The organism is Streptomyces sp. NPDC051286, assembly GCF_044455345.1.
Taxonomy (GTDB): domain Bacteria; phylum Actinomycetota; class Actinomycetes; order Streptomycetales; family Streptomycetaceae; genus Streptomyces.
Window position 1 is genome coordinate 647,570 of record NZ_JBITER010000001.1, and the last position, 14,671, is coordinate 662,240.

Sequence of the window (14,671 nt, forward strand, 5' to 3'; positions counted from 1 at the left end):
ATAGCCAGCGGGCTCCCGGCGTCATGCGACTCCGCCTCCGGCGTTGTCGTCAGTCGACGACTCCCCCATAGCCCTGAGGCATGGGGGGACCCCCTTCGCGTCGCCTCCCTCCTCCGCCTTGGATTCGAAGCCGCATGACGCCGCTCGCTGATCCACTCTCTATCGTGCACCAGGCCGTAAGCCACCAGGGGAGCCCGTAAGCTCCCCGGCGGCACGGGCGTCCTCGCCGTGCTGGTCCTGTGGCGGCGGGGGCGCGCCGCGCAGCCGCCGCCACAGGCCGGCCATCGGCACCACCACCGTCCCGGGTGCCCGCTGCCCCCGTGCTCCGGGGCGCACTCCCTCAACCCGGGCCCGGAGCACGGCATCACCCCGGACGTCACCGCACTGTCACTGCCCGCAAGTAGGGTGGGAGTCATGGCAGACCCCTCCAGCTACCGCCCCAAGCCGGGACAGATCCCCGACTCCCCGGGGGTCTACAGATTCCGCGACGAGCACCGCCGGGTGATCTACGTCGGGAAGGCGAAGAGCCTGCGCCAGCGCCTGGCCAACTACTTCCAGGACCTGGCCAGTCTCCACCCTCGTACGCGCACGATGGTCACCACGGCCGCCTCCGTCGAGTGGACCGTCGTCGCCACCGAGGTCGAGGCGCTCCAGCTGGAGTACTCCTGGATCAAGGAGTACGACCCCCGGTTCAACGTCAAGTACCGGGACGACAAGAGCTATCCGTACCTCGCGGTCACGCTCAACGAGGAGTTCCCGCGCGTGCAGGTCATGCGCGGTGCCAAGAAGAAGGGCGTGCGCTACTTCGGTCCGTACGGGCACGCTTGGGCGATCCGCGAGACCGTCGACCTGATGCTCCGGGTCTTTCCCGTGCGCACGTGCTCCGCAGGTGTCTTCAGGAACGCCGCACGGACCGGCCGCCCCTGCCTCCTCGGCTACATCGGCAAGTGCTCGGCGCCCTGCGTCGGTCGGGTCACCCCCGAGGAACACCGCGAACTCGCGGACGATTTCTGCGACTTCATGGTCGGCCGCACGGGCACGTACATCCGCCGCCTGGAGAAGGACATGATGGCGGCAGCCGAGGAGATGGAGTACGAGCGGGCGGCCCGGCTCCGCGACGACGTGGAGGCCCTCAAGCGGGCCATGGAGAAGAGCGCCGTCGTCCTCGCCGACGCCACCGACGCCGACCTGATCGCTCTCGCCGAGGACGAGCTGGAGGCCGCCGTGCAGATCTTCCATGTCCGCGGCGGCCGGGTGCGCGGCCAGCGCGGCTGGGTCACCGACAAGGTCGAGGCGGTCGACACCTCGAACCTGGTCGAGCACGCCCTGCAGCAGCTGTACGGGGAGGAGACGGGTGACTCCGTCCCCAAGGAGGTCCTCGTCCCGGCCCTACCGGAGGACCCGGAAGCGGTCTCCCAGTGGCTCGCCGACCGCCGGGGCTCCCAGGTCAGCCTGCGCATCCCGCAGCGCGGCGACAAGAAGGACCTGATGGTGACGGTCCAGCGCAACGCCCAGCAGGCCCTGGGGCTGCACAAGACCAAGCGCGCCTCCGATCTGACGACCCGCTCCCGCGCCCTGGAGGAGATCACCGAGGCGCTCGGCCTCGATACGGCCCCGCTGCGCATCGAGTGCTTCGACATCTCCCATCTCCAGGGCGACGACGTGGTCGCCTCCATGGTCGTCTTCGAGGACGGTCTGGCCCGCAAGAGCGAGTACCGCCGCTTCCAGATCAAGGGCTTCGAGGGCCAGGACGACGTCCGCTCGATGCACGAGGTGATCGGCCGCCGCTTCAAGCGGTACCTGCAGGAGAAGGAACGGACGGGGGAGTGGGAGGAGATCCCTGCCCCCTCCGGAGCCGTCCCGGACCCGGAGGCCTCCGGGTCCGGCCCCTTCGAGAACGAGTCCCGCGAGGACGACGGCCGCCCCAAGCGGTTCGCCTACCCTCCGCAGCTCGTGGTGGTCGACGGCGGCCAGCCGCAGGTCGCCGCGGCCAAGCGGGCCCTCGACGAGCTGGGGATCGACGACATCGCCGTCTGCGGCCTCGCCAAGCGTCTCGAAGAGGTCTGGCTGCCCGACGACGACGACCCCGTGGTCCTGCCCCGCTCCAGCGAGGGCCTCTACCTCCTGCAGCGCGTCCGCGACGAGGCCCACCGCTTCGCCATCACCTACCAGCGCGCCAAGCGGGCCAAGCGCATCCGCTCCAGCCCTCTCGATGCGGTCGCCGGACTCGGCGAGACCAGGAAGCAGGCGTTGATCAAGCATTTCGGCTCTGTGAAGAAGCTGAAGCACGCGACAATCGACGAGATCTGCGAGGTTCCGGGAATAGGCCGCAGGACGGCGGCATCAGTGGCTGTCGCCCTCGCCTCGGCCGCCCCGGCCGCGCCTGCCGTGAACACGGCGACAGGAGAGATCATTGAAGAGGACGACGGGGGCAGCGCAACATGACTGAGCACGAGCAGAAACAAGAGCACAATCAGCAGAACCAGCACGAGCAGCGGCACGAGCAAGAGCGCGCGCACGACAGCACAGACCGAGCAGACGGAGCAGGACACGTGAGTACGGGCACCACGATCGAGATGGGCGATGCCACTGCGGCCATCCCCGAGCTGGTGATCATCTCCGGTATGTCGGGCGCCGGGCGGTCCACCGCAGCCAAATGTCTGGAGGACCTCGGCTGGTTCGTCGTCGACAACCTGCCGCCCGCGCTGATCCCCACCATGGTGGAGCTGGGTGCCCGGTCGCAGGGCAATGTGGCCCGGATCGCCGTCGTCGTCGATGTGCGTGGCCGCCGCTTCTTCGACAACCTCCGGGAATCCCTCGCCGACCTCGAGGCCAAGCACGTCACCCGGCGGATCGTCTTCCTGGAGTCCTCCGACGACGCGCTGGTCCGCCGCTTCGAATCGGTCCGCCGCCCGCACCCCCTCCAGGGTGACGGCCGCATCGTCGACGGCATCGCGGCCGAGCGCGACCTGCTGCGCGAGCTGCGCGGCGACGCCGACCTGGTGATCGACACCTCCAGCCTCAACGTGCACGAACTGCGCGCCAAGATGGACGCCCAGTTCGCCGGTGACGAGGAGCCGGAGCTGCGCGCCACGGTGATGTCGTTCGGTTTCAAATACGGCCTGCCGGTTGACGCCGACCTGGTGGTGGACTGCCGTTTCCTGCCCAATCCGCACTGGGTTCCGGAGCTGCGCCCGTTCACCGGGCTCAACGAGGAGGTGTCGGCGTACGTCTTCGACCAGCCGGGCGCCAAGGAGTTTCTCAACCAGTACACCGAGCTGCTGCAGCTCGTCGCCGCGGGCTACCGCCGTGAGGGCAAGCGCTATGTGACGATCGCCGTCGGCTGCACGGGGGGCAAGCACCGCTCCGTCGCGATGTCGGAGAAGCTCGCCGCGCGGCTTGCCACCGAAGGCATCGAGACCGTCCTCGTCCACCGGGACATGGGGCGCGAGTGACCAGTCGTAATCTGCGCCTGCGACGGCTGCGCAGGGCCACCTCTGTGCTGTCCGCCCGCAAGCGGGGCGGACAGCAACCCAAGGTCGTCGCCCTCGGTGGCGGCATGGGCCTGTCCGCTTCGCTCGCGGCGCTGCGCCGGATCACCGGTGATCTCACCGCCGTGGTCACCGTCGCCGACGACGGCGGCTCCAGCGGCCGGCTCCGCGAGGAGCTCGGCGTCCTGCCGCCCGGCGACCTCCGGAAGGCGCTCGCCGCGCTCTGCGGCGACGACGACTGGGGCCAGACCTGGGCCCAGGTCATCCAGCACCGCTTCCAGTCCAAGGGCGATCTGCACGAGCACGCGGTCGGCAATCTGCTGATCGTCGCCCTGTGGGAGCAGCTCGGCGACCATGTGCAGGCGCTGGACCTGGTCGGCAAGCTCCTCGGCGCGCACGGCCGGGTGCTGCCCATGTCCGCCGTGCCGCTGGAGCTCCAGGCGCTCGTACGGGGCCACGACCCGGCCCGGCCGGACGACGTGGACACGGTGCGCGGCCAGGCGACGGTGGCGCTCACCCCCGGCGAGGTGCAGTCCGTGCACCTCGTCCCGAACGACCCGCCGGCCGTCCCGGAGGCGGTCGAGGCGGTCCTGGACGCGGACTGGGTGGTGCTCGGCCCGGGGTCGTGGTTCTCCTCGGTGATCCCGCATCTGCTTGTACCGGAACTGCTCGACGCGCTCGTCGTGACGAAGGCCCGCAAGGTCCTCTCGCTCAACCTCGCACCGCAGCCCGGTGAAACTGATGGCTTCTCTCCGCAGCGTCATTTGGAGGTTTTGGGACGACACGCCCCTAAACTCGCCCTGGACGTGGTGCTGGCCGACGAAGCCGCCGTGCCCGATCGCGAGTCCCTTGCCGAAGCCGCCAAGCGGCTCGGTGCCGCGGTCGAGCTGGCGCCGGTGGCCTCACCCGACGGCATTCCGATCCATGATCCGGAGCTGTTGGCCGCCGCGTACGACCGTATTTTTCGGATGCATGGAAGGATCGGCCCATGGCGATGACGCCAGCGGTGAAGGACGAAATCTCTCGGCTTCCCGTGACCCGGACCTGCTGCAGGAAGGCAGAGGTTTCGGCGATTCTTCGGTTCGCGGGCGGGCTGCACCTGGTAAGTGGCCGGATTGTGATCGAGGCGGAGCTGGACACCGCTATGGCGGCACGCCGGCTGAAGCGGGACATTCTCGAGATCTTCGGGCACAGCTCGGAGCTGATCGTGATGGCCCCCGGCGGTCTGCGGCGCGGCTCCCGCTATGTCGTACGGGTGGTGGCGGGCGGCGACCAGCTGGCCCGCCAGACCGGCCTGGTGGACGGCCGCGGCCGCCCGATCCGCGGTCTGCCCCCGCAGGTGGTCTCGGGGGCCACCTGCGATGCCGAGGCCGCCTGGCGCGGGGCTTTCCTGGCCCACGGCTCGCTCACCGAGCCGGGCCGCTCCTCCTCGCTGGAGGTGACCTGCCCGGGCCCGGAGGCGGCGCTCGCGCTGGTCGGCGCGGCCCGCAGGCTCTCCATCGCGGCGAAGGCACGCGAGGTGCGTGGCGTCGACCGGGTCGTCGTCCGCGACGGCGACGCGATCGGTGCGCTGCTCACCCGGCTCGGCGCCCATGAGTCGGTGCTGGCCTGGGAGGAGCGGCGGATGCGCCGCGAGGTCCGCGCCACGGCCAACCGGCTGGCCAACTTCGACGATGCCAACCTGCGCCGCTCCGCGCGGGCCGCGGTGGCCGCGGGTGCCCGCGTGGGGCGCGCCCTGGAGATCCTGGGCGAAGAGGTGCCCGAGCACCTTGCGGCGGCCGGACGGCTGCGCATGGAGCACAAGCAGGCATCTCTGGAGGAACTGGGCGCGCTCGCCGACCCGCCACTGACGAAGGACGCGGTCGCCGGCCGGATCCGCCGGCTGCTGGCCATGGCCGACAAGCGGGCCCAGGACCTCGGTATCCCGGGGACGGAATCCACCCTCAGTGAAGAGCTCGCCGACGGCCTGGTGGGCTGAATGTGACGGTCCAGGTCAACTGGCCGCTGCCGGCGCCCCGTCGGGGTACCGGCAGCGGCTTTTACGGACCCTGTCACGACCCTTGACTTGATCATGGGGTTGTCATGAGCCTTGCGTCGGTTCACTCATGTGGCAGCCAACAGCAAGGGGGGCTTATGAGACGCAGGGCGAGATCGATGCTCGCAGCGGCTTCACTGCTGATAGCGGGTCTGGCGGCGGCACCCGTCGCCCAGGCGCAGGACGGACAGGCATCCGACGCGGGCGCCGACGCCGTGAAGGTCTACAACGCCGATGTCACCAAGGAGCAGATTCCGCTGCTTCTCGCGGCCGGCCAGGACGCACACGAACTGGGCGAGCGCGCGCCCGACAAGGGCACAGCGAAGGTCGAGCTCTTCCTCACCGACGCCGAGGTGGCCGGTCTGAAGGCGAAGGGCGTCGAACTCACCGAGCGCAAGGTCTCGGCCCGGACGCAGCGAGGGCTGGCCGCCGCTGGGGACGGCGTCTTCCGCCCGTACAGCGGCAAGGGCAACATCCAGGAAGAGATCATCGCGACCGGAAAGGCCCACCCGGGCCTCACCAAGGTCATCTCGATCGGCAAGACGCTCCAGGGCCAGGACATCCTCGCTCTCAAGCTCACCAAGGGCGCCAAGACCTCCGGGGACGGCTCCAAGCCCCCGGTGCTGTACATGTCCAACCAGCACGCCCGCGAGTGGATCACGCCCGAGATGACCCGGCGGCTGATGCACTACTACCTCGACAACTACGGCAAGGACCCGCGGATCACCAAGATCGTGGACTCCACCGAGCTGTGGTTCGTGCTCTCCGCCAACCCGGACGGCTACGACTTCACCCACAGCCCCGACGGCGATCGGCTGTGGCGCAAGAACATGCGCGACAACAACGGCGACGGCGCCTACACCGCCACCGACGGCGTCGACCTCAACCGTAACTTCGCCTACAAGTGGGGCTACGACAACGAGGGTTCGTCCGCCAACCCGGCGAGTCAGACCTTCCGCGGCGCGGGCCCCAACTCCGAGCCGGAGACCGTCGCCCTGGACCGCTTCGAGAAGCGGATCGGCTTTGAATACGGCATCAACTACCACTCCGCCGCCGAGCTGCTCCTCTACGGCGTGGGATGGCAGGTCGCCACCCCGACCCCCGACGACATCCTGTACAAGGCTCTCGCCGGTACGCCCGAGAACTCAGCCGTCCCCGGCTACTACCCGCAGGTCTCCTCCGAGCTCTACACCACCAACGGCGAGGCCGACGGACACGCGGCGAACGTCAACGGGATGATGATGTTCACTCCGGAGATGACCACCTGCCAGACGGCTTCCGCCATCGACCCCGATGACGCCTGGCGCGCCGAGGACTGCCAGTCCGGGTTCAACTTCCCGGACGACGAGAAGCTGATCCAGCAGGAGTTCGCCAAGAACATCCCGTTCGCCCTCTCGGTCGCCGAGACCGCCGCCCACCCCGACCAGCCCTCCTCCTCGGTCGGCCTGACCGCCCCCGACTTCACCCCCGACACCTTCACCACTTCCTACGCCCGCGGTGGCGACCAGGAGGTCTCCGTCGTGGCCCGCAAGTCGCTGCGCGACAAGGAGCTGAACTACCGCGTCAACGGGGGCCGCACGCACAAGGAGGACCTCGAAGCCTGGAAGGGCGGCAAGTTCTACGGCGGCAAGGACAACATCCACTTCGACGACTACCGGGCCGAGGTCGAGGACGCGGAGCCGGGTGACCGGGTCGAGGTCTGGTTCACCGGCCGCACGAAGGGCGGCCAGCGCACCTCCAGTGAGCCCTTCACCTACACCGTCGCCGAGCGCGCCAAGGCGAACACCCTGGTGATCGCCGAGGAGGGTGCCGCCGCCCAGAACGCCCAGCTGTACGCCGACGCTCTGAAGGCCAACGGCCGCAGCGCGGTCGTCTGGGACGTCGCCACCCAGGGTGTACCGCACCCGCTCGGGGTCCTCAGCCACTTCTCCACCGTCGTGCACTACGCCGGAACCAGGACGCCCGGCGGACCCACGCAGATGGCGCTCCGTGAATTCCTCAACGGAGGCGGCAAGCTGATCGAGGCCGGCACCCGGGCCGGCGGCAACGTCCAGATCGGCCGGGCCGTGACGGATGACTTCAGCCAGTACTACCTGGGAGCGTACGGCCGTACGAACGCCAACGGCGCCACCGGGTTCAACGGCAGCGGAGTCCTCGCCGGCGCCACCGGCGGACTCAGCGGCAGCGCCGGCGGTCCGCTGAATGCGGCCGGCGCGTACACGGTCACCTCGGACAGCCTGCCCGCGACGGAGTTCCCGCAGTTCAAGAGCGCCGAGGCGGGCCGGTACGCCGGAATCGTCAATCCGTACGCCCCCTACGCCGGCCAGTGGATGGCGGCCGCCACGCATACGGACAACGACTGGAAGCGGCTGACCCGTACCGTCGATCTGACGGGAGTCAGCGCGGCCGACAAGCCCGAGCTGCGCTTCGCGGTCAACTGGAACACCGAGCAGGGCTACGACCACGCCGTGCTGGAGGCGCACACCACCGGGGCCGAGGACTGGACCACGCTGCCGGAGGCCGGCGGTGCCACCAGGACCGCGGTGCCCACGGAGTGCGGAGCCGGTTACTTCATCAACGGCCACCCGTTCCTTCGGCACTACCTGACCCTCACCGCGGCCGGCTGCGTGGCCAACGGCACCAGCGGAGCCTGGAACAGCTTCACCGGCTCCTCCGCCGGCTGGAAGCAGGTCGCCTTCGACCTCAGCGGCTACGCGGGCAAGAAGGTCGAACTGTCCCTGAGCTACATCACCGACCCCGGCTCCGGCGGCCGCGGTGTGTTCGCGGACAACGCCGCCCTGTTCGTCGGAGGGACGGAGAAGGAGTCCGAGGACTTCGAGACCTCCCTCGGCGTCTGGACCGTGCAGGGCGCGCCGGCCGGCAGCCCGGCCGTCGACGGAGACTGGGCCCGCGCGGGTGAGCTCTTCAAGTCGTACGCGTCGGTCGCCACCCGCGACACCGTGCTGCTGGGCTTCGGGCTCGAGAACCTCGTGAACCCGGACGAGCGCACGCGGCTCGTCGGAAAGGCACTCGCCGCCCTGCGTCGTTGACGCCGAGCAGCCACAGGATTGCGGCGGTCCGTGCCCCTAACCGGGGGGTACGGACCGCCGCGCCGTATATACGGCTGCTTGATGCCATGCCTGGGCATTGGGGGAGGTAGGGTCGTAGGCGGTCGGGGACATCTCATGAAGCTAGCCGGCGTCGAAACCCGGCTTATCAACGAGGAGATCGGTTCGTGACGATCCGCGTAGGCATCAACGGCTTTGGCCGCATCGGTCGTAACTACTTCCGCGCGCTGCTGGAGCAGGGTGCGGACATTGAGATCGTGGCTGTCAACGACCTGGGTGACACTGCGACCACGGCCCACCTTCTGAAGTACGACACCATTCTGGGGCGTCTGAAGGCCGAGGTCAGCCACACCGCCGACAGCATCACCGTCGACGGCCACACCATCAAGGTGCTCTCCGAGCGCAACCCGGTCGACATTCCCTGGGGTGAGCTGGGCGTCGACATCGTCATCGAGTCGACCGGCATCTTCACCAAGAAGGCGGACGCCGAGAAGCACATCGCCGGTGGTGCCAAGAAGGTCCTCATCTCGGCTCCGGCCAAGGGCGAGGACATCACCATCGTGATGGGCGTCAACGAGGACAAGTACGACGCGGCCAACCACCACGTCATCTCCAACGCCTCCTGCACCACCAACTGTGTTGCGCCGATGGCCAAGGTTCTCGACGAGAGCTTCGGCATTGTCAAGGGCCTCATGACGACGGTTCACGCGTACACGAACGACCAGCGCATCCTGGACTTCCCGCACTCCGACCTGCGTCGCGCCCGCGCCGCCGCGCAGAACATCATCCCGACCACGACCGGTGCCGCCAAGGCCACCGCTCTGGTGCTCCCTCAGCTCAAGGGCAAGCTCGACGGCATCGCGATGCGCGTTCCGGTCCCGACCGGCTCGGTCACCGACCTGGTCATCACGCTGGAGCGCGAGGTCACCCGCGACGAGGTCAACGCCGCCTTCCAGAAGGCCGCCGAGGGCCCGCTCAAGGGCAAGCTCGTCTACACCCAGGATCCGATCGTGTCCTCGGACATCGTCTCGACCCCGGCGTCCTGCACCTTCGACTCCCTGCTGACCATGGCAGAGGGCACGCAGGTCAAGGTCATCGGCTGGTACGACAATGAGTGGGGCTACTCCAACCGCCTCGTCGACCTGACCGTGTTCGTCGGCAACCAGCTCTGACCGTCGAATCGGCAGGCACCTCGATGTGAGCACGGGGCTCGGACAGCGCAACGCAGCGCCGTTCGAGCCTCGTTGCATGCTCTCTCCCGCCCTCCAAGGAGTCCAGCAAGATGAAGACCATCGACGAACTTCTCGCCGAAGGGGTCACCGGCAAGCGCGTATTCGTCCGCGCCGACCTCAACGTGCCGCTGAGCGGCACCACCATCACCGACGACGGCCGCATCCGCGCCGTCCAGCCGACCGTGCAGAAGCTCGCCGCGGCCGGTGCGAAGGTCATCGTCGCCTCGCACCTGGGCCGCCCCAAGGGCGCCCCGGACCCGGCCTTCTCCCTGGCCCCCGCCGCCGCCCGGCTCGGCGAGCTGATCGGCGCCGACGTCGCCTTCGCGACCGACACGGTCGGCGAGTCCGCCCGCGCCACGGTCGCAGCCCTCACCGACGGCCGGGTCGCCGTCATCGAGAACCTCCGCTTCAACCCCGGCGAGACGTCGAAGGACGACGCCGAGCGCGGCGCGTTCGCCGACCAGCTCGCCGAGCTCGCCGATGTGTACGTGGGCGACGGCTTCGGAGCCGTCCACCGCAAGCACGCCTCGGTCTTCGACCTCCCGGCCCGGCTGCCGCACGCCGCGGGCGACCTGATCGCCACCGAGGTCGGCGTCCTGAAGAAGCTCACCGAGGACGTCGCGCGTCCGTACGCCGTCGTGCTCGGCGGCTCCAAGGTCTCCGACAAGCTCGGCGTCATCGACCACCTGCTGGAGCGGGCCGACCGCATCCTCATCGGCGGTGGCATGGCGTACACCTTCCTCAGGGCCCAGGGCCACGAGGTAGGCAGTTCCCTCCTGCAGGAGGACCAGATCCCGGCGGTGCTGGAGTATCTGAAGCGCGCCGAGGAGAAGGGCGTGGAGTTCGTGCTCCCCGTCGACGTCGTGGTCTCCGAGCAGTTCCCGGACCTCAAGACCAAGGCGCCGACCCAGCACAGCACCGTGCCCGCGCACGCCATCCCGGCCGGCGTGATGGGTCTGGACAACGGACCCGAGACCAACAAGCTGTACGCCTCGAAGCTCGCCGACGCCGTCACCGTCTTCTGGAACGGCCCGATGGGCGTCTTCGAGCACCCCGACTACGCCGAGGGCACCCGGGCGGTCGCCCAGGCCCTCGTCGACTCCTCGGGCTTCAGTGTCGTCGGTGGTGGCGACTCCGCCGCTGCCGTCCGCATCCTGGGCTTCGACGAGAACGCATTCGGCCACATTTCGACCGGTGGCGGCGCCAGCCTCGAATACCTCGAGGGCAAGACGCTTCCCGGCCTTGCAGCACTGGAGGACTGACCTTTCATGAGCACCCGTACCCCGCTGATGGCGGGCAACTGGAAGATGAACCTCAACCACCTCGAGGCCATCGCACACGTCCAGAAGCTCGCCTTCGCCCTGGCCGACAAGGACTACGACGCCGTCGAGGTCGCCGTCCTGCCGCCCTTCACCGACCTGCGCTCGGTGCAGACGCTGGTCGACGGCGACAAACTGAAGATCAAGTACGGCGCCCAGGACCTGTCGGCGCACGACTCCGGCGCGTACACCGGTGAGGTCTCCGGCCCCATGCTCGCCAAGCTGAAGTGCACCTATGTCGCGGTCGGCCACAGCGAGCGCCGCCAGTACCACGGCGAGAACGACGAGATCTGCAACGCCAAGGTGAAGGCCGCGTACCGGCACGGCCTGACCCCGATCCTCTGCGTCGGTGAGGGCCTGGACATCCGCAAGGCCGGTGACCAGGTCGCGTACACCCTCGCGCAGCTCGACGGCGGCCTGAAGGACATCCCGGCCGAGCAGGCCGAGTCCATCGTGATCGCCTACGAGCCGGTCTGGGCCATCGGCACCGGTGAGGTCGCCACCCCCGAGGACGCACAGGAGGTCTGCGGTGCGATCCGCCGCCGGCTCGCCGAGCTGTACTCGCAGGAGCTGGCCGACGCCGTCCGTATCCAGTACGGCGGCTCGGTGAAGTCCGGGAACGTCGCGGCGATCATGGCGCAGCCCGACGTGGACGGCGCCCTGATCGGCGGCGCCGCACTGGACACCGACGAATTCGTCAAGATCGTCCGCTTCCGCGACCAGTGAGTATGCGGTAGCGCCGATCCGTCGTACCCTTGCGGGGGCCGTGGGGGGCATTGTCCCCCCGGCCCCCGTTGTCCGTTAGAGCAGTCCAAGGGAATTCCGGAAAGTAGGGACCAGCCGTGGTTATGGGGTTCTCGATCGCCCTGATCGTCTTCAGCCTGCTGCTGATGCTGCTGGTGCTGATGCACAAGGGAAAGGGCGGCGGCCTCTCCGACATGTTCGGTGGCGGTATGCAGTCGTCCGTCGGTGGCTCCTCGGTCGCCGAGCGAAACCTCGACCGGATCACCGTGGTGGTCGGTCTGGGATGGTTCGCGTGCATTGTCGTGCTTGGTCTGCTGATGAAGCTGGACAACTGACCCGGCGTCCGCGATTCCCGGTGAGGGTGTAACTCCTTTCACTGGACGCGCGTTGGGCCTTACGTAGACTGGGGCATCTTCGAGCACCATCACGCAGGGAGTTACGACCGTGGCAAGTGGCAACGCGATCCGGGGAAGCCGGGTCGGAGCGGGGCCGATGGGTGAGGCCGAGCGGGGCGAGTCCGCGCCGCGTCTCCGCATCTCCTTCTGGTGCTCGAACGGGCACGAGACGCAGCCGAGCTTCGCCAGTGACGCGCAGACACCGGACACGTGGGACTGCCCGCGCTGTGGCTTCCCGGCCGGTCAGGACCGGGACAACCCGCCGGACCCGCCGCGCACCGAGCCGTACAAGACGCACCTCGCGTACGTACGTGAGCGTCGCAGCGATGCGGACGGCGAGGCCATCCTCGCCGAGGCCCTGGCCAAACTCCGGGGCGAAATCTAGTTTTGGTTCACCGGCCGGTCACCCCGTGGGTGCCCGGCCGGAGTGCATTTGCCGGCGCCGCAGCTCTCCGTCGCCTCGTCAATCCCCCCTGATCAATTAAGTTGGAGGGGCAGCGGGGCATGTGCACGTACGAGAAGAAGTGGGCTGATATCCGGGATGAACGCACGAAGCCGAACCAAGCTGAATCAGACGCCCGAGTGGACCGCTCTCGGCAAGCACCGCGAGCAGTTCGGGCAGACGCATCTGCGGCAGCTGTTCGCCGACGATCCGGAGCGCGGGGCCGGATATACCCTCCGGGTCGGCGATCTGTATCTGGACTACTCCAAGCACCTGGTCACCGACGAGACGCTCCGACTGCTGCGCGAGCTCGCCGGCGCCACCGGAGTCGCCGAGCTGCGTGACGCCATGTTCCGCGGCGAGAAGATCAATACCACCGAGGACCGCGCCGTCCTGCACACCGCGCTGCGCGCCCCGCGCGACGCCGTGATCGAGGTCGACGGCGAGAACGTGGTACCCGCCGTGCACGCCGTGCTCGACAGGATGGCGGCCTTCGCCGACCGCGTCAGGTCGGGGGAGTGGACCGGCCACACCGGCAAGCCGATCAAGAACATCGTCAACGTCGGCATCGGCGGCTCCGACCTCGGCCCCGCCATGGCGTACGAGGTGCTGCGCTCCTTCACGGACCGCTCGCTCACCGTCCGCTTCGTGTCGAACGTCGACGGCGCCGACCTGCACGAGGCCGTTCGCGACCTCGACCCCGCCGAGACGCTGTTCATCGTCGCGTCGAAGACCTTCACAACGATCGAGACGATCACCAACGCCACCTCCGCCCGCAACTGGCTGCTGACCGGCCTTCGGGCCGAGCAGGACGCGGTCGCCAAGCACTTCGTGGCGCTCTCGACCAACGCCGGGAAGGTCGCGGACTTCGGCATCGACACCGCCAACATGTTCGAGTTCTGGGACTGGGTGGGCGGCCGCTACTCGTACGACTCCGCCATCGGTCTCTCGCTGATGATCGCCATCGGACCGGACCGGTTCCGCGAGATGCTCGACGGCTTCCACCTCGTCGACGAACACTTCCGCACCGCACCGGCGGAGGCCAACGCCCCTCTGCTGCTCGGCCTGTTGGGCATCTGGTACGGCGCGTTCTTCGACGCCCAGTCGCATGCCGTACTGCCGTACAGCCACTATCTGTCCAAGTTCACCGCCTACTTGCAGCAGCTGGACATGGAGTCCAACGGCAAGTCCGTGGACCGGGACGGCAGTCCGGTCGAGTGGCAGACCGGACCGGTCGTCTGGGGCACGCCCGGCACCAACGGGCAGCACGCCTACTACCAGTTGATCCACCAGGGCACCAAGGTCATCCCGGCTGACTTCATCGGCTTCGCCGAGCCGGTCGCCGACCTGCTGCCCGGGCTCGTCGCCCAGCACGATCTGCTGATGGCCAACTTCTTCGCCCAGACCCAGGCGCTGGCCTTCGGCAAGACGCCGGACGAGGTCCGCGCCGAGGGCGTCGCCGAGGAACTGGTGCCGCACAAGACGTTCCGGGGCAACCACCCCACGACGACGATCCTCGCGGACCGGCTGACGCCGTCCGTCCTCGGCCAGCTCATCGCGCTGTACGAGCACAAGGTCTTCGTCCAGGGCGCCGTCTGGAACATCGACTCCTTCGACCAGTGGGGCGTCGAGCTCGGCAAGGTTCTCGCCAAGAAGATCGAGCCGGTGCTGACCGAGGGCACAGGGGGCGAGCAGCTGGACAGCTCGACCGCCGCCCTCGTCGCCGCGTACCGCACGCGGCGGGGCCGCTGACCCGATGACCGCGGGGGAGGGGACGGTGCGGCTCCGGCCGCCCGGTACGAGCGACGGCCTCGGCTTCGCCTCCGAGGCCGTCCCCGGCCTGCTGGCGCCCTTCCTGGAGCGTACGCCGCAGAACACCTGACCCCGCTCCGCCTGCGGACCCTTCGGGCCGTTGACGACCGGGATTCGACGCGCTCGCCCCCGG

The 14,671-nt window shown here is 68.8% G+C and carries 12 protein-coding genes; all 12 read left to right on the forward strand.

Features of this window, described 5'->3' with window-relative positions; all coding sequences use genetic code 11:
• Positions 1-414 precede the first annotated feature (414 nt).
• The 12 genes from uvrC to ACIBB8_RS02975 all read left to right on the forward strand — a co-directional run bounded on the left by uvrC (position 415) and on the right by ACIBB8_RS02975 (position 14,608).
• Positions 415-2,445 carry an excinuclease ABC subunit UvrC gene (gene uvrC / locus ACIBB8_RS02920; RefSeq protein WP_398948641.1) on the forward strand — a complete coding sequence of 677 codons (2,031 nt, stop codon included), beginning with the start codon at positions 415-417 and terminating at the stop codon, positions 2,443-2,445.
• Complete coding sequence (rapZ, locus tag ACIBB8_RS02925; RefSeq protein ID WP_398948643.1) at positions 2,442-3,455, forward strand: RNase adapter RapZ; 1,014 nt, start codon at positions 2,442-2,444, stop codon at positions 3,453-3,455. Before uvrC ends, rapZ begins: the two co-directional genes overlap by 4 nt.
• Positions 3,452-4,489 (forward strand): uridine diphosphate-N-acetylglucosamine-binding protein YvcK, encoded by a 1,038-nt coding sequence (gene yvcK / locus ACIBB8_RS02930; protein WP_398948645.1) that lies wholly within the window; start codon positions 3,452-3,454, stop codon positions 4,487-4,489. The genes rapZ and yvcK overlap by 4 nt, the downstream gene beginning before the upstream one ends.
• Entirely contained in the window at positions 4,480-5,469 is a 990-nt protein-coding gene (gene whiA / locus ACIBB8_RS02935; protein ID WP_030919772.1) for a DNA-binding protein WhiA, read from the forward strand. The genes yvcK and whiA overlap by 10 nt, the downstream gene beginning before the upstream one ends.
• A 155-nt stretch (positions 5,470-5,624) precedes the next feature.
• A complete protein-coding gene (locus ACIBB8_RS02940) occupies positions 5,625-8,576 on the forward strand; it encodes a M14 family zinc carboxypeptidase (RefSeq protein ID WP_398948647.1) in 2,952 nt (983 codons plus the stop codon).
• A gap of 185 nt (positions 8,577-8,761) precedes the next feature.
• The gene (gene gap / locus ACIBB8_RS02945; RefSeq protein ID WP_398948649.1) at positions 8,762-9,766 is read left to right on the forward strand and encodes a type I glyceraldehyde-3-phosphate dehydrogenase; all 1,005 of its coding nucleotides are present in this window, start codon (positions 8,762-8,764) and stop codon (positions 9,764-9,766) included.
• A gap of 110 nt (positions 9,767-9,876) precedes the next feature.
• On the forward strand, positions 9,877-11,088 hold the full coding sequence (locus tag ACIBB8_RS02950; protein WP_398948650.1) for a phosphoglycerate kinase: 1,212 nt from the start codon (positions 9,877-9,879) through the stop codon (positions 11,086-11,088).
• Between the two features lie 6 nt (positions 11,089-11,094).
• On the forward strand, positions 11,095-11,871 hold the full coding sequence (gene tpiA, locus ACIBB8_RS02955; protein ID WP_398948651.1) for a triose-phosphate isomerase: 777 nt from the start codon (positions 11,095-11,097) through the stop codon (positions 11,869-11,871).
• Between the two features lie 116 nt (positions 11,872-11,987).
• Positions 11,988-12,224 carry a preprotein translocase subunit SecG gene (secG, locus tag ACIBB8_RS02960; RefSeq protein WP_078839980.1) on the forward strand — a complete coding sequence of 79 codons (237 nt, stop codon included), beginning with the start codon at positions 11,988-11,990 and terminating at the stop codon, positions 12,222-12,224.
• 109 nt (positions 12,225-12,333) lie between these two features.
• Positions 12,334-12,669, forward strand: a complete 336-nt coding sequence (locus tag ACIBB8_RS02965; protein ID WP_078839979.1) for an RNA polymerase-binding protein RbpA — start codon at positions 12,334-12,336, stop codon at positions 12,667-12,669.
• 156 nt (positions 12,670-12,825) lie between these two features.
• Complete coding sequence (gene pgi / locus ACIBB8_RS02970; protein WP_398948653.1) at positions 12,826-14,478, forward strand: glucose-6-phosphate isomerase; 1,653 nt, start codon at positions 12,826-12,828, stop codon at positions 14,476-14,478.
• Between the two features lie 4 nt (positions 14,479-14,482).
• On the forward strand, positions 14,483-14,608 hold the full coding sequence (locus ACIBB8_RS02975) for a hypothetical protein (RefSeq protein WP_398948654.1): 126 nt from the start codon (positions 14,483-14,485) through the stop codon (positions 14,606-14,608).
• Positions 14,609-14,671 lie beyond the last annotated feature (63 nt).

Coding starts and splice junctions, on each gene's coding strand:
- uvrC (WP_398948641.1), top strand. CDS start 415: ATGGCAGACCCCTCCAGCTACCGCCCCAAGCCGGGACAGATCCCCGAC.
- rapZ (WP_398948643.1), top strand. CDS start 2,442: ATGACTGAGCACGAGCAGAAACAAGAGCACAATCAGCAGAACCAGCAC.
- whiA (WP_030919772.1), top strand. CDS start 4,480: ATGGCGATGACGCCAGCGGTGAAGGACGAAATCTCTCGGCTTCCCGTG.
- ACIBB8_RS02940 (WP_398948647.1), top strand. CDS start 5,625: ATGAGACGCAGGGCGAGATCGATGCTCGCAGCGGCTTCACTGCTGATA.
- ACIBB8_RS02950 (WP_398948650.1), top strand. CDS start 9,877: ATGAAGACCATCGACGAACTTCTCGCCGAAGGGGTCACCGGCAAGCGC.
- tpiA (WP_398948651.1), top strand. CDS start 11,095: ATGAGCACCCGTACCCCGCTGATGGCGGGCAACTGGAAGATGAACCTC.
- pgi (WP_398948653.1), top strand. CDS start 12,826: ATGAACGCACGAAGCCGAACCAAGCTGAATCAGACGCCCGAGTGGACC.
- ACIBB8_RS02975 (WP_398948654.1), top strand. CDS start 14,483: ATGACCGCGGGGGAGGGGACGGTGCGGCTCCGGCCGCCCGGTACGAGC.